Raw genomic sequence first — 20,982 nt, 5'->3', positions numbered from 1 at the left:
GGAGAAATCATGGAAATCAGTAACCAGAAAGATGCGGTCAAAGTAAGCAATTCTTACTGGAAAAAAGTCGTTGCTATTTTCTTTGTCGGCTGGATTTTAATGTACGCCACACGGACGATCTTCAATCCAATCATGGGTGTGATCGGAGAAGAATTCAATTTAAGCAACACACAACTAGGACTTGCCAATAGTATTTTCTTTTTGACATATGCCGTTGCGCAAATTCCTTTTGGCATCATCGGCGACAAAATCGGTCGCAAATTGGTGATCGCCCTAGGTTTTGTTTTATTGGCGGTGACTACTTACTTCAGTGGGCTAGCCACAAGCTTCGTTTTGTTCTTAGTGATTCGTGCCATTGCAGGGATTGGTCAAGGTGCCTATTACGGTCCGCAATACGCATTGTCTACCGAAGCGATTCCCGACAACAAACGGACCGTCGGAAATGCCATTATCAACAGTGGGATGGCGTTTGGAACGTCTGGCGGGTACTTGCTTTCTAGTAAATTGGTCTTGGATAACGGGGGCCATTGGAGCCAACCCTTCTTCCTAATGGCGTTTCCGACCTTGATTGTCGGTGTCTTGTTCTATTTTGTTTTGAAAGAAAAAGTGATTCGTCCAGAAGATGAAGGACAAGAAATAAAAGAAGAGGGGCCAAAAGAAAAGATTTCCTTGAAGCAGATTTTTTCAAACCGCAATCTCGTGGCAGCCTTTGTTCTATGCTTTACCAGCATTTATGCAAACTTTGTGATTATAACTTGGCTGCCGCAATTCTTGATTGCCGAGCGTGGCTTTGAAGGGGCGAGTGTCGGCTTTATTGCTTCCTTAGTCCCATGGGCATCGATTCCAGGTGCGTTGATTTTTGCTCGATTGAATGATAAAACTGGCGCGACGAAAAAATTAGTCTATTTATTGGTCCCATTGGCGACCCTTTCCGTATTTGCCATTGCCTTTGTAACGGATCGTACCTTATTGATCACTGTTTTGATTTTGTATGGATTGACTGGCAAGCTGGCGCTTGATCCAATCGTCGTGACCTTTGTGACGAAAAACGCACCAAAAGGCGCCTTAGGAACAACCTTGAGTGCCTATAACTTTATCGGGATGTCGGGGTCGATCTTAGCGCCTTATGTTACTGGCTTTTTAGCCGATTCTTTAGGATCGATGCAGGTCGGGTTTTACCTGTCTTGTTTATTACTGCTGATCGGATTAGGTGTTTTTGCCGTATTAGCAAAGGAAAATCAGAAGGAGAGCATAAAATGAGTTTGAATGTGATCGCTTTAGGCGGCAATGCTATTTTAGATAAAGACCCCAGTGATGAAGGACAAAAAGCAGTCGTTGCGCAAGCAGCACGTTATATTGCCGATTTTGTCGAAAAAGGGGAAAAAGTCATTGTTTGTCACGGCAATGGACCACAAGTCGGCAACTTGCTGTTGCAGCAAAAAGCCGGGGAAAGTGAAAAAAATCCCCAATTGAAATTAGACAGCTGCGTAGCGATGACCCAAGGAAGTATCGGTTATTGGCTGCAAAATGCCTTGATCAATGAGTTTGCCACACGTCAAGCACATCCATCGGTAATCTCATTAGTCACCCAAGTTCGTGTCGATCCAGCAGATCCATCGTTTGAGAAACCTTCCAAACCAGTCGGACCTTTTTATAGTGAAGAGGAAGCCAATGCTGCGATGGCAGCCAATGGCGGGGTGTATCAAGAAGACGCTGGGCGTGGTTACCGCAAAGTGGTTCCATCGCCGAAACCGCAAGAAATTGTTGAAAAAGAAGCCATCAAAACATTGGTCGATGCAGGTGTGATCACGATTTGTGCCGGTGGCGGTGGCGTACCTGTCGTTCGCAACGATAATGGGTTTACTGGCGTGGAAGCCGTCAACGACAAAGACTTTACCGCCAGTGTCTTAGCAAAAGATGTGCAGGCCGATCGCCTGATTATTTTGACCGGTGTCGACAATATCTACATCAATTACAACCAGCCGAATCAGCAAGCCTTAGGAGAAATCAGTGTGGCACAAGCCAAGGGCTACATCGAGGAAGGCCATTTTGCAGCGGGCAGTATGTTGCCAAAAATAGAAGCTGCGATTGATTTTGTTGAAGAAGATGCAGCCAGAACCGCGATTATTACCTCAATCGAAAAGTTAGCTGAACTGGATCAGCATACAGGAACCATACTTCGAAAATAAAGAGGGGATCAAAGTGAAAGCAAAAAAACTACCGATGGTGACGCAGATCGTTATTGCCGTTCTTCTAGGGATTCTTTGCGGTTTGTTCTTTGGGCAAGCCGCTGCATTCCTAAAAATCTTGGGCGATCTTTTCTTGCGTCTGATGCAAATGGCGATCCCGTTATTGATCGTTGGACAAATCATTCAAGCAGTTGGGGGGATTGCCCCGAAAGAACTCACTCGTTTGGGTGGAAAAACGATCGCTGTCTTTGGGATTTCCTCCTTATTCGCTGCTGCATGGGGCGTGCTGATGGCGCTCTTCTTTGCTCCAGGCAAAGGGATCGACTTTTCACAAGCTGCCGGCGAACCTCTACAAGCACAAGAAATTTCTATATCAGAGACTGTGATCAACTTTATTCCCACGAATATTTTCGATGCGTTGAGTAAAGGGTCAATTATTCAAATCATCGTTTTTGGGTTGTTCTTTGGTGTTGCTCTCAATCGCTTTATGCAAAAGAAACCTGAGTCATCTCTTTATGGGCTGATCGTGGATCTAAATGAGGTTGTCATCGCTATCATTCGTTACGTGATGATCGTGGCACCAATCGGTATTTTTGCTTTGATCGCTTCAACGATCAGCTCCCTGGGCTTGCAGATCATTTTGCCATTAGGCAGCTATTTGCTCGTCTACGGTCTAGCCACCGTCACGTTCCTTGGGCTGTGGCTAGTCTTATTGACCGTTTATTGTCGGATCAATCCGTTACGATTGATCAAAAATATGAAGAATATGTCGGTCATGGCATTGGCGACGACCTCCTCTGCCATCACGCTGCCGATCGCTATGGAAGAATCCCAGAACAAATTAGGACTCAGTAGCCGCATCACCAATTTGGTATTGCCATTGGGCATGTCTTTGAACAGCAATGGGTCAGCGATGCATATGGCGATTACCGTCATGACAATCGCCCAAATGTATCAAATCAACTTTGACGGGATCCAAATGGTGACGGTAGCTGTAACTGCGACTTTCGTTTCTTTAGCCAATGCAGTTGTTCCCGGAGCGGGGTTAGTTTCCTTGGCAATCATCGTTCCCCAGCTTGGTTTACCAATCGAAAGCATTGCGCTATTTGCTGGTGTCGAATGGTTTGTTGGCATGCTGCGGACGATTTTGAACGTGAACTCAGACGTCTATTCAGCGCTGCTGATCGCTAAGTCAGCCGATGAACTGGATTATCGCGTGTTTAATCAATAAGAGAAGCCGTTGCCAAGCGTGCTTCTCTTTTTCTAAGGAGGAGAAAAGATGGAAGAAATGAGCAGACGTTCTCTGCTGGAATTAGAAGCATTGATGAAAAAGAAACTATTGGCTGCTGGTTTGCCAGAAGCCGCTGCCAGTGAAACAGCGGCGCATTTGACCTTTGCGGATGCTTGCGGGATCCATTCTCATGGTGCCGTGCGGATGGACTACTATGCCGAGCGTTTAGTAAAAGGTGGCATCACGCTGGAACCAAACATGTCTTTTGAAAAAACAGGCGCCGCTACCGGAATTTTCCACGGAGATAACGGCATGGGGCATTATGTGTGCAATGAAGCGATCGCGATCGCCATTCATCTGGCGAAAGAAGTCGGGATCGCTGCAGTAGGAATCGAGCAGACCAGCCATAGCGGGACGATGGCGTATTACGTCAAACAGGCTGCTGAAGCCGACTTAGTGGCGATCGCCATGTGTCAATCGGATCCGATGGCGGTGCCTTTTGGTGGGATCGAAAACTATTTTGGCACCAATCCAATCGCGTTTGCAGCACCACGAGCCAATCATCCGCCGGTGGTTTTTGATATGGCGACGACGGTTCAAGCGTGGGGCAAAATTTTGGACGCTCGCTCGAAGAAGCAGCAGATCCCCGATACTTGGGCCGTAGACGAGCAAGGCTTGCCTACCACCGACCCCTATGCAGTCCAAGGATTATTGCCAATCGCTGGTGCTAAAGGATATGGCTTGATGATGATGGTGGATATTTTAGCTGGCTCGATGCTAGGCTTGGCTTTTGGTAAACAGGTCACCTCCATGTATGCGGACTTGACGGAAAAACGCCGCTTAGGACAATTCCTTCTTGTGATCGATCCATCTCGTTTTACCAACACCGAAACCTTCAAGCAAAGCATCGATCAGATGGTGACTGAGCTGCATGCAATCCCGCCAGTAGAAGGGCAATCACAAGTCTACTATCCTGGAGAGATCAGCCAAATACACTTTGAAAAAGCCCAGCAAGAAGGGGTCATGATCCCCAAAGCGATCATCGATTATCTCGAAAGCGAAACCCTCCATTTTGATCGCTATGGTAGTCAAGATTCCTTTGCTAAATAAAAATCCGCAAAAGGCAGTTGGTTCAGAGGGGGATTGAACCAACTGTTTTTTTGCTGTCTGGAGCAAAGAGAAGTTTTCAGTCAGAAAATCGCACATTATTGGAAAGATTAGACGAATTCTTTGAGTTGGTTCATTTTGTTCAAAGCATTTCTTAAGCCATTCGACCTTTGATTGCTTGTTTTTTGGAATGTGGTAGAATAGGTCGCATAAGTTAAGATCACTCAAGAAATGAGAGAAAAGCGAGGATGCAACGTGGCAATGAATAAAGTGGTTCTTACTGGGAAAATCGCAGAGATGCCTAGTAAAGAAGCGTTTGATGCGGCGGACGATCAGGGCGTACGTTTTGATCTTGTCATTGTGTCTCAATGGCAAAACAGTGAAGAAGTGCACCATGAATGGTTTGCTTGCGTCATTCATGGAAAACAGGCAGAGACCTTTTTACGGTATACTCAAAAAGGGGCAAGTATCAAAATCAATGGACACTTGCAAGGCTGTCCTTATGAAACACCAGAAGGTCAGAGACTTTGTGCGGCAGAAGTGGTGGTGGATAGCTTCCAAATCATAGAGTTGGCAGAAGAACCAGCGGCGCCTTTTCCTAAAACGCGGCCATCGACACTTGATGAAACGACGCAAACAAAGTCGATCCGTAATGAAAAAGATCCCCTAAAAACACAGATGCTGGAGTTTTTAAAAGACAATCGATTATTTTAATGACGAAACATGCGGAAAGCAACGGCTTCTCGCATGTTTTTTTACGTAGAAAAAGCATTGGTAAAATTCAACTATATCTGACTAGCGGTGTTCTTTATTGCTTATCAAAGAGGGGGTTAAATAGAATGGTGATTGTAATAAATGATCGCGAAAGTGAAAATAGTGTTTCACAAAAAGTGCGGATTGGTTTAGAATAGTTGAAACATATCTTGAGAAAAAGTGCGGCGCTTGCCTTGTTCAACTGCTAGATACCGCTTTTTTCTGAAAAAATCGTTAATCAGGGAGGGATGTCGATGGGCAAACCAATTATAGGGATCGCTGCGAATGAAGTGCAAGATGCTGGCGATGTGCTGCATCATTTGCCGATCGCCTACACACCATTAGGGTATGTGCGAGCGATCCAGCAAGCGGGCGGACTGCCATTGCTCGTGCCAATCAGTGAGCCAGCTGCAGCCAAGGACTATGTTTCACAGATCGATAAACTGGTATTAGCTGGTGGACAAGATGTTTCACCCAAGTTTTATGGGCAGGAGGCCCATCAGGCAACTGGAAGCGGCTTGTTGGCACGGGATGAGTTTGAACTAGCGCTGATCGATGAAGCGCTGCTGCAAAAGAAACCAATTTTTGCGGTTTGTCGGGGAATGCAGCTGGTCAACGTGGCATTCGGTGGCACGCTGCAGCAAGACATCAGTACCTTCAGTGAGATCATTCATATGCAGGCGCCGATTCCGAAAGAAGTGCCGACCCATGCCATCGTGACGGCTGAAAAAAGCATGTTGGCTCGTGTTTACGGTCAAAAAACAAAGGTTAATTCCTTTCATCATCAAGCGGTGGATCGATTGGCTCGTCCATTGCAAAAGACAGCTTGGAGTCCTGATGGCATCATTGAAGGCATTGAACACGTGGGTCAGCGCTTGTTGGCGGTTCAATGGCATCCTGATTTTGCCTATGATGCGCTTATACAAGAACAAGCGGTTTTCAAGTATGTCGTTGACGTATTGTAAGAAAGAGGATCACGCAAGGAGGAGAAAAATGAAAAAGAGAATGATGGGTATCACTGCTTTCACAGTATTGGTTTTAAGTGCCTGCAGTACCACGAGCCCCACGACGGATTCTGGACAGCAAGAGGAGCAAGGAGCCGTTGCGCAAGAAATTCAAGTGTCAACCGCTGGCGCCTTATCAACCCTTGATAGCGGACAATACACGGATGTCAATAGTTCCGATATGATCGGACAAGTGGCAGAAGGGTTATACCGTCTGGATCAAGAGGGGGATCCTGAGCTTGCGATGGCCGCTGAAGAGCCTACGGTATCAGAAGACGGACTGGTTTATACCTTCACCATTCGTGATGCAAAATGGAGCAATGGCGATCCTGTTACTGCGGATGATTTTGTCTACGCCTTTCAATATGTTGCTAATCCAGAGAATGGTTCTAGTAGCAGTAATCAAATGGATGTGTTGAAAAATGGCAGTCAAGTGCGTCAAGGGGACGCTGAGGTGAGTGAGTTAGGTGCAAAAGCATTGGACCAGCAGACGTTAGAGCTGACATTGGCAAGTCCAATCTCGTATCTGGATCAAATTTTGGTCGGGACACCTTTTATGCCAAAAAACCAAGCGTTTGCTGAAGAAAAAGGCGCCGATTATGGGTTATCAGCGGAAAATTTTGTTGGCAATGGCCCATTCTTGATCGAAGGGTGGAACGGGACCAACGAATCATGGACGTTAACGAAAAATCCTGATTATTGGGATGCTGAGAATGTCCAATTGACCAAGATCGACGTGCAAGTAGTGAAGGAAACGGCGACTGGTGTCAGCCTTTTTGAAACAGGAGAACTGGACTACACCACCTTAACGGATACTTACGCGCAGCAATACCAAAACTCAGCTCAAGCCAACTATGTGCCAAAGGCGCTGGTGGGGTATTTAAGTGCCAACCAAAAACGAGAAGTCACAGGCAATGTCAAAGTACGTCAAGCAATTTTACAAGCCATCGACAAAGAGGCATTTGCCGAAAATATCTTAGGTGATGGGTCCACTGCATTGAACGGCTTTGTGCCAAGCAACTTTGCCAAAGATCCTGAAACAGACCAAGATTTTCGTGAAGAAAATGGCGATTTACTGCCGTACGATTTAACAGCCGCACAAGAGCTTTGGGCACAAGCCAAAGAAGAGTTGGGACAAGAGGAAATCACTTTGGAACTGTTGTCAGCAGATACAGCAGCAGCCAAGAAAACCATCGAGTTTGTCCAAGGGCAGTTAGAAACCAATTTGCCGGGATTAACCATCGATGCCAAGTCGATTCCTTTACAAAACCGTTTGGACTTGCAATCCCAAGGTGAATTTGATCTCGTTTTTGGGACTTGGACACCAGATTACGCGGACCCGATCAACTTCTTAGAATTTTATGATTCAACAGGTGGCTTGAATACGTCTGGGTATGCTAGTGAAAGTTACGATCAAGGGTTAGCAGAAGCACGGACGACTTTAGCAAACGACCCAGCTGCCCGTTGGGACTTATTGAAAGAACTGGAAAAACAATTGATCGTTGAAGATACAGCCGTTTTGCCGTTATATCAAGGGGTGGTGGCGTATTTGAAAACAGATCGTTTGCAAGGGGTGCAAGTGTTTCCTTTTGGACGAACAGTATCCTATCGCCTAGCATCTGTCACAGAATAAACAGGTAGTAAGAAAACAGAGGAACTTTTTTTCAACCAAGTGTGCTGATCAAACAGCGTTTGTTGAAGAGAAGGGCATCTGTTTTTTTATTTTAGCCAAAATCGTTGCAACTCTTGGGGTAAAACAGAAATTCGTTTTCAAAAAAAGGTTGTTAAAAAGGGCTGTTTTCACATCTGTGTTTTTAGAAAAGTCAATCTTTTTTAAAGAAAATTAATAAAAGTTGTTGCATTCTCAGAAACTTATCTGTAAAGTGTTAGGTGTAGTCAGCAAAATAAAAAGAGAAGGAGGGATTACGATGCAAAAAGTATTTGATAAAAAAACAACCAAATTGAATAAAGTGAATCCCTCATTCGGTAACCATTAGTGTACAGATAATGTCTATAATAACGACGTTTATGCTCTGTCCTTTTTCCGAAGGGACAGAGCTTTTTTGTGTGCTTTTTTAGAATGTGAGGGATAAAACATGAAGTATGTATTAAAACAATTAACAACGTATTTTAAAGAACATAAGGTGCGCTATACCTTCGTATTCGTCTTTATGGTGATTGCTAGTGCGATGTATGTCGCACCAATCTATATCTTGCGCTTATTCATTGATGCGCTGATCCAAGATAATTTTGATTATTCGGTACTGGTCCAATACGTGACCCTCTTTGCCGGAGCTATCTTGTTAGGATATCTGGCCGAATTTGTTTGGACGTTTAATTTATTTATTGGTTCTTACGATTTGCAAAAACAATTACGGGAACAATTGATGAGCCACTTTCTCAAAATGGGGGCGCCGTTTTACCATCGTTTCCGAACAGGTGATTTAATGACTCGTTCCAGTGACGATGTCCAAGTGATGGGGATGACCGTTGGGTATGGTCTGATGGTTTTCTTAAATACTAGTTTGTATCTAAGTTTTATCGTAGCGATGATGGCTGGGACGGTTTCTTGGCTACTGACCTTGATTGCCTTGATTCCAATGCCGCTTTTAGCCTATTACATTTTCAAATGGGGCTCGCAAGTCGATAAGGCGTTTACGGAAGCGCAGAATTCTGTTTCTGAGATGAACAGTGAAGTGTTGGAGATCATTGATGGCATTCGGGTCGTCCGAGCTTATGGACTAGAAGGAGCCACCACGGAACAGTTTCAAAAGAAAACACTGGAAACACGAGCGAAAAACAATATCGTTTCTGAGATCGATTCCCGTTTTGGGCCGCTGATTACCATCATCTTAGCAATCAGTTTCGTGATGAGCTTTGGTGTGGGGGCGTTTCTTGTTGCCAACCAAACGATCACCATCGGTGCGATGGTCTCTTTCCAAGTGTACTTGACAATGGTCGTTTGGCCGATGATCTCAGCAGGAGATCTTGTGAATGTGATGCAGCAAGGTGCCGCATCCTGGCGTCGGATCAATGAAGTGCTGCAGACGGGAGATGAATTAGAAACGCCAGGCGAAGCCGACCTGCAAGCCATCAATACGATCCGTTTTGAAGCATACCATTTCCAATACCCGCAAGCAGCTCGTTATGTGTTAGAAGGACTGGATTTGACGATCACTCGTGGAGAAGTCTTAGGGATCGTTGGGAAGACCGGCAGCGGAAAAACGACGCTGCTAAGACAATTCGGTCACCGCTATCCATACTCTGATCAAGTCCCCTTGATCAACGAGCAGCCGTTGACGGCCTATCAAACAACAGCAGTGCGCAACCACTTTGCAGAAGTACCGCAAGAACATACCTTGTTTTCACGAACGATTCGCGAGAACTTGTTATTCGGACAGCCAGACGCTTCCGAAGAAGTATTGTGGGAAGCACTGGAAGCTGCTTGCTTTAGCGAAGACATCAAGCGGATGCCAGAAGGGCTCGAAACGGTCGTCGGTGAGAAAGGCGTTTCCCTTTCTGGTGGACAAAAACAACGCTTGTCCTTAGCACGGGCGTTTTTACGAAACAGTGAAGTCCTCTTACTGGATGATGCCCTTTCGGCAGTTGATGCCAAAACGGAACAAGCCATCATCACGAATTTGAAAACGATGAAGCAGGCACCGACCTCCATCATCGTGACCCATCGATTGTCCGCCATCACCGAAGCGAATCAAATCATCGTCTTAGAAGACGGACGGATCACACAGCGTGGTACCCATCAGGAGTTGATCGAAACGCCAGGCTGGTACCAAGAACAGTATTACCATCAACAGTTAAAGGAGGACGATACAAGTGTTCTCAACGATTAAGCGTTTGCTCACGTATTTGAGCTATTATAAAAAACAATTTACCGTGGGCGCGATCTTGCTGTTGCTAGCAGCAGCGCTCGAGCTGACTTCACCACTGATTGCCAAACAGCTGATCGACCGAGTGATGACACCGGCGGTTGACAGCAGAAACCTAAACACGATGCTTTTGATCCAATTACTCGCTGGGTATTTGCTGGTCAATTTGATTGGTTCCCTCTTTCGTTATATCAGCTTGCTGCAATTGCGAAAAATGTCCAACAGTATTGTCAAAAAAATGCGGGATCAGCTTTTTGACCATATGCACAAATTACCGGTTTCTTACTTTGACCAGATCCCAGCTGGTAAAGTCGTCGCACGGATTACGAATGACACCGAAGTTTTGCGGTCTAATTTCTACGTGATCGTGATCAGTAATTTGTTAAGCAACATCATCCAAATCATTGGTGCGTTTATTGCATTATTTCTTTTGAACCGCACCTTAGGAGCAGCGATGCTGATCCTGATCCCGATTTTAGGAATCTGGCAGCATTTTTACACCAAATATGCCTCTCGTTACAATTTAGCAATGCGGGAATACATCTCACAAATCAGTGGGCAGTTAAATGAATTTGTCCAAGGAATGGCGATCATCCAAGCCTTCCAACGAGAAAAGCAGTTGCAGAAAGAATTTAATGAAACAGTAGAGAAATGGTTCAAAACTGGACGTAAATACCTCTTACTCGATTCAAGTATCGCTTGGGGATTAGGCAATTTGTTGCGAAACTCAACGATCTTGATTTTGATCACGACCTTGGCCGCCTTTTTCCTTGATGGCCGCTTGGCGATCTCAGCAGGCTTGCTGTATGCCTTTATTGATTACATCAACCGCCTGTATGATCCCATCGAAGGGCTTGTCCAAACCATCACCAATGTGCAGCAATCATTGGCTGCCGGACAGCGGGTCTTTGAGTTTGCTGATCAGCCGGTTGAAAAACAACAAAGTGAGCAGCTGACTGTCACGAATGGCGATGTTTCTTTCCAACAGGTGACCTTTGGCTACGATCCTGAGCAAGCGATCTTGCACGATATCAACTTTGACGTTGCCGCAGGAGAGACCATTGCTCTAGTCGGTCATACTGGTTCTGGAAAATCGAGTATTTTGAACCTGTTGTTCCGTTTTTATGATCCGCAGCACGGAAAAATCGTTGTGGATGGACAAGTGATCGCTGATTTTGATCGTCATAGTTTAAGAGATTCAATGGCGATCGTCATGCAAGATCCCTATCTATTTACTGGAACGATCGCCAGCAACATCGGAATGAACGATCCAACGATCACCGAAGCGATGATTATCGATGCCTTGAAACAAGTCGGCGCTGACTACCTTTTGAGCCGCTACGAAAAAGGCATCCATCATCCAGTCGTTGAAAAAGGCAATGAGTTTTCTAGTGGAGAACGCCAGCTGATCAGTTTTGCCCGTGCATTAGTGTTTGATCCGAAAATCTTGATTCTGGATGAAGCGACGAGCCATGTGGACACTGAAACAGAATCCATCATTCAAAAGGCGATGACCATCTTGCAAAAAGGACGGACGACCTTTATGATCGCTCACCGTTTGTCAACGATCAAACAAGCAGATCAAATCTTGGTCTTGGATCAAGGGAAGATCGTGGAACGGGGAACCCATTCGAGTCTTGTCCAAGGGCAAGGAATCTATCAGCAAATGTATCAAATGCAGGCAGAGCAGCTGTAATCAGCGGTGATTGCCGACAATGTTAACCGTAAAAGAAAATCCTTGAGCCTCCTGCATGGGAAGTGGCTCAAGGATTTTTTATATAATGCGAAGGAGCAGCCAATCATCTATGGGGAGTTGGAAGAGGAGGCCTTCGCTTATATATCACTAGGAAAAGCTGTAAGATGATGCCGTAATTTTGCTAAGAAACGCTCGCCGATCACTGATAACGGGCGATCGTTCTTTTTAATGAGGATGATCTCACCCTCGGACGCGTCGATCAAAGGAAGAAAAGCCAAGCCTTGGCGTTCTGGTTGGGCAACGATCCCCGAGCCGGTTCCATAAAGATCCGTCTGTTGTAATAGCTGGACCATCGTGCCTCGATCGCTGACATGCACCACTTGAGGGCTTTGAGCGAAGTCGATCAAATCTTCTGAGAAGAACGAATAGCGTTCATCTTCTTGCAAAAAGCGTACTTGTGGATAAGGGGCGAGATCTCTTAAGGAAAGCTGCCTTTTTTCTGTCAAGGGATGAGCTGCTCGCAAAAAGACATGGGGGCGAAACCGTCCCAACGCCTCGAAGGACAATTGGGCGCCTTGCAGCAGTCGTTCCAATCCTGCTTGGTTTTGCTCATTCAAATAAAGGATCCCAAATTCACTTCGATATTGTTGCACGTCCGTGATCACCTTTAAGGTCGTGGTTTCTAATAAGCGAAACTGGCGGCAGTCGGGAAATTCCTGCAGCAGCTCACTGAAAATTCCAGCCGTGAAATCATAGTGCTGGCTTGCGATAGCGAAGGTTTGACTCGCTGCTTGCTTGCTGGAAAAACGCGTTTGCAGCTGCGCCACTTGACTCAAGATTGGCTGGGCATGGTCTAGAAATTCCGAGCCTTCGGCAGTCAAGCGGGCGCCTTGATTCGTACGCTCGAAAAGCTGGACCTCCAATTCTGTTTCCAACTCTTTCACGGCTTGGGAAAGACTTGGCTGCGAAAGATACAGCCGTTTGGCTGCTTCACGAAAACTTCCATGGTCAGCGATCGCTTGCACGATGCGCATTTGTTGAATATTCAATTTTTGACCTCCTTTACAAAGATTCAGACGGGGAATGGTCCACTAATCAATAGTAGTCATGTCTTTTCCTTCTATAGTAATAGAAGCTTCTTTAAAAAATACGACGACAGTTGCTGCCTATTGCTACTTGTGAAGCGGGCATTGCAATTCTTCAGGAATAAACCAATAACCCGTTTGATTTTCTTCTGCCAGCAGTTCTTTAAAGGCTTCAGAATGATAAGCTGCCACCACTGCCTGTGCCCAGTCACTATCTTTGTTGGCTTTTTTTATCGTTGCCACCAGTTCATACTCTTGCAAAATGTCTTCACTTAATAAGCTTTCCTCTGCAGCGATTCCAGCACTGTAAACGATGCTGCCGGGAATCACCGCATAGTCTAAATCTGCTAAGCTGCGGGGGATTTGCGCAGAATCCATCTCAACGATATCCAAGTCATAAGGATTGTCAGTAATGGTTCTTAACGTCGCGTCAATGGGCGCCACTTCCGGGTCAAGTTCGATCCAGCCGGCTTTTTGCAGCAGCAACAGGGCACGGGCACTATTTGACGGATCATTGGGGATCCCGATGGTATCGTTTGCTTCAATCGCTGCTAAATTGTCCTTTCTGCCAGGATACAAGCCGGCTGGAACGGTAGGAATCGGTGTGATACCCACTAAATCGGCATCCGTGTTTTCATTGAAGTTTTCTAAATAGGCGGTGTGCTGATCGACGTTTAAGTCGATCTCGCCATCGTTCAATGCAATGTCCGCTTCCAAGACTCCAGTAAAGCCAATATCCGTCACAGTATAGCCAGCTTCTTCTAAAATCGGTTTGATTCCTTTGAGAAACAGTTCGCTGTAAGGCCCTGGTGTCGTCCCCAATCTGATTTCTGTCTGCTGTTCCTCGGCATTTCCCGTTACTTCTTCTTGATTGCCACAACCGGCAAATAAAACTAAGGACAATAAACCAATGCCCACACCCAATCGAATCTTTCGTTTCATAACTTTTCCTCCTTTTTTATAAAAAAAGCCTTCCCAAAGAATAGTCTTTGGGAAGGACGATCATTTCGCGGTACCACCTTCGTTTGTTTTTTGCTGAAACAAAAAACCTCAGTCAGTTCATCAAATAAACTGCATTGCGCTATCGGGCTTTCTCCGTCGGGGATTGTTCGTCCACGAATGCTCAAAGGTCATTTTCGGATCGTCTTCCTTACTCGTTTCCACCAGTTCCGAGTTCTCTTGAAAGAAAGGGGGGATCGTACTCTTCTTCTCACAGCATGTGTATGAAATTAGTAGTATCTTAGAACAAGATGAGAAAGTTGTCAATTGCTTTCGTGATAGGTGATTCCAATCACTACGCAGGTAGTAGGGGAACAAATGGACAAGGGCAAGAATAGACCTAAAAAGCAGGAAAAGCAGATGAATGGTCGAAATCGCTTGGTTGGGTTAGAATCGAAACACAAAACAAAAAAAGAGGCGAGCAAATGAAATTACTTTTGATTGGTCATACCGGCACACTTGGGCAGCTTTTAGTTGAAGGCTTTCAGCAGCTACCAGAGGTGGAGCTGATCACGGCTAGCCGTAGCAGCGGCGATCATCAAGTCGAAATTGCGGATGCAGACAGTGTCAGCCAGCTATTTGCAGCCACTGGGAAAGTGGATGCCATTGTTTCCGCTGCGGGAAGCACAGTGTTTAAACCCTTTGAGGAATTGACGCCAGCAGATATTCAACAGTCGGTGGCTTCGAAGCTGCAAGGACAAGTCAACCTTGCGTTGATTGGCCAGCATTTTCTCAATGAAGGTGGCAGTATCACGCTGACTTCTGGAATTATCAAAGACGAATTTATCCCAATGGGCACGCCTTCAGCACTGGTCAACGGCGGTTTAGAAGCCTTCGTGGCATCGGCAGCTTTTGAGATCGGTCAGGGGATACGAATCAATGCAGTCAGTCCCAATGCGCTTGTGGGCTCTTGGGAAACCTTCGCCGATTCTTTCAAAGGCTTTATTCCCGTTGGTGACGCACCCGTTTTTGCAGCGTATCAAAAAGCAGTCTTTGGAATCATGACTGGCAAGACCTTCACCGTTTATTAAGAAAAAGCAGAAGTAGAAAAAAACCGCCAAATCAAAGCTGACTTGGCGGTTTTTGTTCTGCTGAAAAAGAAGTAGCAAACAGTTAAGAAGAGAGCAATTGGGTTTTCAGCTTGGGCATTTCTGCTTTGAGTTGTTGGCGAGCAAAAGCCAAGTCATTGATCCAAGAAGCAATCGCTTCTTTTTCTAAGAACAGAGGCATTCGATCATGGACTGGTTCAACAGAATCGTTCGCGGCAGTCGTTAGAATGATTGATTCGGTTTCGATCTGATCCTCTTTTTGAAGGATGCGATAAAAACCAGCAGCATAAATCACGTGATCTTGCGAAAAGAGGAACTTTTCCTTTTCATGATTCCATTCATAGAAACCAGACATCGGAAAGACACAGCGATGCTCTTGGAAAGGCTTGCGAAAAGTCGGTTTTTCTTCAACAGTCTCAGAACGCGCATTGATCATCAAATGCCCTTTTTTAAAGCCGGTAAAGCCCCATCTTGTCACACCGGCTACAACTTGTTGTTGTTGATTTGCACCGATGGTTACGACGTGATTGGAGGGGAAAACATCATTGATAGCGACAGTCTGTTGGCGCTTGCGGGCTTTCGCCGCGGCTTCTTGATAATATTCTGACAATTCGCCAGTTGATGGATCAAATAAGTATCGGCCGCACATGGACAGGTCACTCCTTTTTTGGATTGGCTGGTGCCTTTGTTTCAGTATAAAGACTCAAGGCGTCAAAACCAACTAACTTGCTTCACAGCGTGATTCGACAAGGAAAGGATAGGGACGGTTATGTAAAAAGTTAGTACCGCGAAAAGAGTTAAAAGAAATCAGATAACAAAAAAAGGCAGTCACCTACTGAGGTTGACAGCCTTTTTTATTCTAGTTGGTTAGCCAATTTTTTTAACTCTCCCGCCGATTTTATTTGCGAAACGTTCAGCATCTTCTCTGCAAGTATAGGTCAATGCAATTGTTTTGTCCCGTGTTCTTTTTCCTTCGGCGGTTAGATAACCATGAAAGATTTTAATCGCATACAATCGATAAACACCTCCTTATCCTTCGTAATAATAACAAATTTACCGCTTACATTCAAGAGATATAGTAAAAGTTTATTTTTTGTTAGTTATTTTATTAAGAAATTGTTCAAACGCTTAAGAAAAGATTGAGAGATAAAGGGAGGAGGTGTGGAATAGACCAATGCGCATTTGAAAGGAAAGACGAAGGAACCTAGATGTATAAAGTTACTGCTACTTGCTTTCCAGCATAGAAGGACAAAGAATGAAAGCTGTTTTGTTTTGAAATTTAAACAAATAGACCAATCGAGGAATAGCTAAGATAGGTGTCAAAAGTAGAGAAGAGAATCTATTTTTGTATTTGCGTGTTATTGAGACATTTTCCCCTCAAAAAATGGTTTGTAGAAAGAAACGATGATTCAAGCGCTGCATAAGCACGAAGATTGTTGTTTATTGTGCCGGCAAGTTGCTGGTTTGGGGATTAAAAAAAGCAAAAGTTGTTCTTAAAACACCAGTCTGACAAAAATAGCTTTTGTGAGAAGCTCAACGGTGGCTTAGCGATCGTGTGAAAAAATTTAAGGAAGCGATTGACAAGTTTTTTTTGAAGTGCTATGATACCGATGTAATTAGATAACGGTTACAGAAGTGCTGTGACCAAGAGGCGTGTTACTGTAAGAAGGCAAACCTCATATTCCACCAAGGGTGGAGTATGAGGTTTTTTAGTGTTTTTAAGGTGGAGGAAATCATGAAAATAAAGAAGTTTTTAAATAATAATGTTGTCTTACTAAAGAAAGGCAGCAATGAAATTATCGGATTTTCTACAGGCATCAGCTTCAATAAGAAGGTAGGAGATGATGTAGAAGAACAAGATTTTGAAAAGATTTTTGTATTGGATACTCACGCAATGTTGGAACATTTTAGCTATCAATTAGGAAAATGCGATCCGAAATACGTAGCGATCGTTGCTAAAATCGTGGCTTATGCCAAACAGAATTATCGCTTAGCAGTCAGCGACTATATTTATTTGACTTTGCTGGATCATATTGATTTCACTGTTCATAGGATCAAGCAGCAAATGACTTTTCATAGTCCTTTGCAATGGGATATTCGGCGATTTTATCCCGATGAATATGCCATTGGGGTGTATGCTGTCCAGCTTATGGAGCAAGAACTAGCGATCGATGTACCAACAGAAGAAGCGATCTCCATCGCATTGCATTTTGTAAATGTCCAATCACAAAAGAAGGATATGGCGGTTACCAATCAAATCGCGAAATTTATAGAAGACGTACTGACGATCGTAAAGTATGAGTACAAACAAAATTTTGATGAGAATAGTTTCCATTATTCTCGCTTTGTCACGCATCTGCACTATTTTGCACAAAATGTGATCAATCATACACTTCCCAGCTATGAAGCGTCGACGCTCTATGCACAAATTGAGAAGATGTATCCGCAAGCGTTTCACTGTGTGGAAAAAATCAAGGTTTATATCAAAAATACGTATGATATCAGCATCTCAGAAAATGAAGAAATTTATCTATCACTCCATATCCAGAAATTGACGGAACAAGGAGAAAGGGAGAAAAACAATGGACTATAAAAAACTAGCCAATGAAATTTATGAAAATGTCGGCGGAGGTAAAAATATCCAGCACGTGACCCACTGTGCAACAAGACTGCGTTTCACGCTGGCCGACGACAAAAAAGCTGACAGTGAAGCAATCAAACAGTTAAAAGGAGTGACTGGACTCGTTCAGGGAAATGGTCAATACCAAGTGATTATTGGGCCAGATGTATCGAGTGTATACGCTCAACTACCGACGACAGAAACGACGGCTGATCAAAGCAGTAGCGATCAATCGATCATCTCACGACTCCTTGACTTTATCGCAGGCTGTTTTACACCGATGATTGCAATCATAGCAGCTGGAGGAATGCTGCAAGTGGTCCTTTCACTATTGGAGTTATCAGGAATTTTAGCTGCAACTGACGATACGTATCTCGTATTGTATCAAGTATCGCAAGCAGCCTTCTTTTTCATTCCCGTTTATTTAGGAAATTCTGTGGCCAAACGATTGAAAATTGATCCTTTCTTAGGAAGCTACGTCGGAGCGATTTTTGTGATGCCAGGATTGACGGCCCTTCTTAGCCAAGAAGGAGGAATCACATTATTTGGATTGCTCGTACCGAATGTGAGCTACAATGCCTCCGTTTTGCCAGTTTTATTAAGTGTCTGGGTTATGTCTTATGTCTATCGGTTCGCCGATCGGATTTTACCGAACAGTGTCAAATTTATTCTACGTCCATTGATCGCCATCATCGTGATCACACCGCTGGCTCTATTGCTAATCGGACCATTAGGTGTGACGATCGGCAACTATGTGTCACAGTTTTTGAACTACTTAACAAACAATTTTGGTCCGTTAGCCGTCTTGTTTATGGGTGCCTTTGCTCAATTGCTAGTAATGACGGGCATGCACACGACGCTGACCCCTATTTTATTAACTTCTTTGGCAACGTACGGGTATGATGATTTGATCGTCCCTGGTATGCTGCTTGGATTGGCTGCCGAAGCAGCGATTTGTTTAGCGGCTGGAATCAAAGCTAAGGATACGGAATTTAAACAAGTGAGTTTTTCATCGGCAATTACTGCCTTGATGGGTGTGTCTGAACCTGCTTTGTACGGAGTAACCTTACGTCTGAAAAAACCGATTGTCGGAATGATCCTTGGGGGTGCTGCTGGGGGACTTTATTTTGGTTTGATGAAAATCAATACGCCAGTAGTCATTGCTTCATTTGTGGCGCTTCCATCATACAGCAGTGTGTTTCATGCGCTGATCGGCTCGTTGATTACTTTTGCGATTGCCTTTGCTTACACCTGGGTCATGGTCAAAGATGCAGATTTTCCTAATAATAATCAGCCGCAAGCAGTCAAATCTGGAGCGCAAGATGTGACAGCCAAAGCAACTGATGTTTCTTCTGAAACGAAGAAAGAACAATCAGCGATTGAAAAAATTGTATTATCACCTTTAAAAGGAACTGCCGTTCCATTGACAGAAACCAATGATCAGGCGTTTGCTTCATTGGCATTAGGTAAAGGAATTGCTGTTAAGCCACAAGATCAACAGGTGATTGCCCCATTTACGGGACAGGTTTCTGCCGTTTTTCCAGGAAATCATGCGATTGGACTTACCAGTACCGAGGGGATTGAACTTCTGATCCACATCGGTATTGATACGGTGAATATGCAAGGAAGTGCCTTTGAACGACTAGTCAATGAAGGTGATCAAATCACTATGGGAGAAACATTATTGCACTTTGATGCAGAAAAAATCGCTCAGGCAGGGTATGAAGATACCGTTATGATCACTGTTACCAATACGGCAGACTTCTTAGATGTTGTGGCACTTGCCCAACATCAAGAAATTAAAGCTGGCGATCAGTTATTAGCCATTTTTTAACCATTAGAAAGAAGAAAGGATGACAGCAATGAGTTTCCCAAAACATTTTTTATGGGGCGGCGCTTCGGCGGCAAACCAATATGAAGGCGGCTATAATGAGGGCGGAAAAGGACTCGCTTGTGCTGACTTGATCAGCGGTGGCAGCCATACGACTTCTCGGAAAATCACAGCAAAAATTGAAGAAGAGTTGTTGTATCCAAGCCACGAAGCAACTGATTTTTATCATCATTATCAAGAAGATATTGCATTGTTTGCAGAAGCTGGATTTAAAGCTTTCCGCATGTCTATCAACTGGACCCGAATTTTTCCCAAGGGCAACGACGCTGAACCGAATGAAGAAGGCCTGGCCTTTTATGATCGCGTGTTTGACGAGTGTCGGAAGTACGGGATTGAACCAATTGTAACCATTGCTCATTTTGATGTTCCCGCATATTTGAGCCAAGAATACAATGGTTGGGCGAGTCGTGAAGTGATCGACTTTTATGCGAGATATGCGGCGGTGTTGTTGGAACGCTATCACGAAAAAGTAAACTATTGGATCACTTTTAATGAAATCAACACGGCCACCTTAAGTATCGGAAACTTTTTATCACTGGGACTGCAAGTTGGTGAATCTGAATTTATCAATCAGCCGGATAATCTACAGCAACGCTACCAAGCCCTGCATCATCAATTTGTTGCCAGTGCAAAGGTTGTCGCTTACGGACATGAGCATTATCCAGACCTGAAAATCGGCTGTATGATTTCTTATATGCCACGCTATCCTTATACTAGCCATCCAAATGATGTATTACTAGCCAAACAAGAAGAAAATATGCACTCGAAATTTTGTGGCGATGTGCAGGTCACAGGGAAATATCCTTATTATGCAAAGAAATATTTTGCTGATCATGGCTTTGCAATCGAGTTTGCACCAGAAGATCAAGCGATCCTAGCTAAGGGAACAGTGGATTACTACACGTTTAGTTACTATCTAACACTTTGTGTCTCTGCAGATGAGAAAGTTACCAAAAATGGGCACAGTATGATTGGCGGTTCAGGCGTAAATAATCCTTATCTAGAGCAGACGGAATGGAATGCGATGATTGATCCAGTAGGATTGAGAATTGCGTTGAATGATATTTATGATCGCTACCAACTGCCATTGATGATCGTGGAAAATGGGATCGGGGTTTCAGAAACTGTTGCTGAAGATGGACAGATTCATGATGATTATCGCATCGATTATTTAGAAAAGCATATTGCTGAAATGGAGAAAGCCATCGATGATGGTGTCGAGTTGATTGGTTACACGATTTGGAGTGCCGTTGATATTGTCAGTGCTTCTACAGGAGAAATGAAAAAAAGGTATGGCATCATTTTTGTGGATAAATATGACGACGGGACAGGGACTTTAGATAGAAAGAAAAAAGACAGTTTCTATTGGTATCAAAAAGTGATTGAACGAAACGGCTTATGATTAAATACTCCAGTACTTGCGGTGTACAAGTGCTGGAGTTTTTTTGCGTATCAATTTCAGCGCGTACAA

The 20,982-nt window shown here is 44.3% G+C and carries 17 protein-coding genes and 1 other annotated feature; of the genes, 13 read left to right on the top strand and 4 right to left on the bottom strand.

Annotation, left to right across the window (positions count from 1 at the left end; genetic code table 11):
- Positions 1–9 precede the first annotated feature (9 nt).
- From IGJ12_RS12150 to IGJ12_RS12110, 9 genes are all read left to right on the top strand, one after another.
- The gene (locus IGJ12_RS12150) at positions 10–1,260 is read left to right on the top strand and encodes an MFS transporter (protein WP_008379204.1); all 1,251 of its coding nucleotides are present in this window, start codon (positions 10–12) and stop codon (positions 1,258–1,260) included.
- Positions 1,257–2,189 carry a carbamate kinase gene (gene arcC, locus IGJ12_RS12145; RefSeq protein ID WP_008379201.1) on the top strand — a complete coding sequence of 311 codons (933 nt, stop codon included), beginning with the start codon at positions 1,257–1,259 and terminating at the stop codon, positions 2,187–2,189. The genes IGJ12_RS12150 and arcC overlap by 4 nt, the downstream gene beginning before the upstream one ends.
- A 13-nt stretch (positions 2,190–2,202) precedes the next feature.
- Complete coding sequence (locus tag IGJ12_RS12140; RefSeq protein WP_430619074.1) at positions 2,203–3,420, top strand: dicarboxylate/amino acid:cation symporter; 1,218 nt, start codon at positions 2,203–2,205, stop codon at positions 3,418–3,420.
- Positions 3,421–3,468: 48 nt separating this feature from the next.
- Positions 3,469–4,530 (top strand): ureidoglycolate dehydrogenase, encoded by a 1,062-nt coding sequence (gene allD, locus IGJ12_RS12135; RefSeq protein ID WP_430619073.1) that lies wholly within the window; start codon positions 3,469–3,471, stop codon positions 4,528–4,530.
- A gap of 228 nt (positions 4,531–4,758) precedes the next feature.
- Positions 4,759–5,241, top strand: a complete 483-nt coding sequence (gene ssb / locus IGJ12_RS12130) for a single-stranded DNA-binding protein (protein WP_074534919.1) — start codon at positions 4,759–4,761, stop codon at positions 5,239–5,241.
- A gap of 293 nt (positions 5,242–5,534) precedes the next feature.
- Complete coding sequence (locus tag IGJ12_RS12125) at positions 5,535–6,245, top strand: gamma-glutamyl-gamma-aminobutyrate hydrolase family protein (RefSeq protein WP_005234504.1); 711 nt, start codon at positions 5,535–5,537, stop codon at positions 6,243–6,245.
- Positions 6,246–6,273: 28 nt separating this feature from the next.
- Positions 6,274–7,917: a peptide ABC transporter substrate-binding protein gene (locus IGJ12_RS12120; RefSeq protein WP_430619072.1), complete on the top strand. Its 1,644-nt coding sequence runs from the start codon at positions 6,274–6,276 to the stop codon at positions 7,915–7,917.
- A 463-nt stretch (positions 7,918–8,380) separates the two neighbouring features.
- Positions 8,381–10,135, top strand: coding sequence for an ABC transporter ATP-binding protein (locus IGJ12_RS12115; protein ID WP_430619071.1), 1,755 nt, complete (start codon positions 8,381–8,383; stop codon positions 10,133–10,135).
- The gene (locus IGJ12_RS12110; RefSeq protein ID WP_086332607.1) at positions 10,119–11,867 is read left to right on the top strand and encodes an ABC transporter ATP-binding protein; all 1,749 of its coding nucleotides are present in this window, start codon (positions 10,119–10,121) and stop codon (positions 11,865–11,867) included. The genes IGJ12_RS12115 and IGJ12_RS12110 overlap by 17 nt, the downstream gene beginning before the upstream one ends.
- 137 nt (positions 11,868–12,004) lie before the next feature.
- Here IGJ12_RS12110 and IGJ12_RS12105 read toward each other — a convergent pair whose 3' ends face one another.
- Positions 12,005–12,916, bottom strand: coding sequence for a LysR family transcriptional regulator (locus tag IGJ12_RS12105; RefSeq protein ID WP_005234515.1), 912 nt, complete (start codon positions 12,914–12,916; stop codon positions 12,005–12,007).
- A gap of 123 nt (positions 12,917–13,039) precedes the next feature.
- A complete protein-coding gene (locus IGJ12_RS12100; RefSeq protein WP_430619070.1) occupies positions 13,040–13,894 on the bottom strand; it encodes a MetQ/NlpA family ABC transporter substrate-binding protein in 855 nt (284 codons plus the stop codon).
- A 49-nt stretch (positions 13,895–13,943) separates the two neighbouring features.
- Positions 13,944–14,175: a binding site (T-box leader), on the bottom strand.
- A 201-nt stretch (positions 14,176–14,376) separates the two neighbouring features.
- On the opposite strand from IGJ12_RS12100, the gene IGJ12_RS12095 reads away from it, so the two are divergent.
- Positions 14,377–14,982, top strand: coding sequence for a short chain dehydrogenase (locus IGJ12_RS12095; protein ID WP_016613677.1), 606 nt, complete (start codon positions 14,377–14,379; stop codon positions 14,980–14,982).
- An 82-nt stretch (positions 14,983–15,064) separates the two neighbouring features.
- On the opposite strand, the gene IGJ12_RS12090 is transcribed toward IGJ12_RS12095, so the two are convergent.
- A complete protein-coding gene (locus tag IGJ12_RS12090; protein ID WP_429967304.1) occupies positions 15,065–15,649 on the bottom strand; it encodes an SOS response-associated peptidase in 585 nt (194 codons plus the stop codon).
- Positions 15,650–15,867: 218 nt separating this feature from the next.
- On the bottom strand, positions 15,868–16,014 hold the full coding sequence (locus tag IGJ12_RS12085; RefSeq protein ID WP_005234527.1) for a hypothetical protein: 147 nt from the start codon (positions 16,012–16,014) through the stop codon (positions 15,868–15,870).
- A gap of 721 nt (positions 16,015–16,735) precedes the next feature.
- Here IGJ12_RS12085 and IGJ12_RS12080 point away from each other — a divergent pair.
- Genes IGJ12_RS12080 through IGJ12_RS12070 form a run of 3 tightly spaced genes read left to right on the top strand, consistent with a single transcriptional unit; the run spans position 16,736 to position 20,913 of the window.
- Positions 16,736–17,593, top strand: coding sequence for a PRD domain-containing protein (locus tag IGJ12_RS12080; protein WP_008379178.1), 858 nt, complete (start codon positions 16,736–16,738; stop codon positions 17,591–17,593).
- Positions 17,583–19,454, top strand: a complete 1,872-nt coding sequence (locus tag IGJ12_RS12075; RefSeq protein WP_430617317.1) for a beta-glucoside-specific PTS transporter subunit IIABC — start codon at positions 17,583–17,585, stop codon at positions 19,452–19,454. The genes IGJ12_RS12080 and IGJ12_RS12075 overlap by 11 nt, the downstream gene beginning before the upstream one ends.
- Positions 19,455–19,482: 28 nt before the next feature.
- Positions 19,483–20,913, top strand: a complete 1,431-nt coding sequence (locus IGJ12_RS12070; RefSeq protein WP_008379173.1) for a glycoside hydrolase family 1 protein — start codon at positions 19,483–19,485, stop codon at positions 20,911–20,913.
- Positions 20,914–20,982 lie beyond the last annotated feature (69 nt).

Origin of the sequence: Enterococcus sp. DIV0802b, from assembly GCF_050543535.1 — a bacterium.
Taxonomy (GTDB): domain Bacteria; phylum Bacillota; class Bacilli; order Lactobacillales; family Enterococcaceae; genus Enterococcus_D; species Enterococcus_D entomosocium.
Note: the sequence above shows the minus strand (reverse complement) of the source record. Positions and strands in the feature narration are given on the sequence as shown.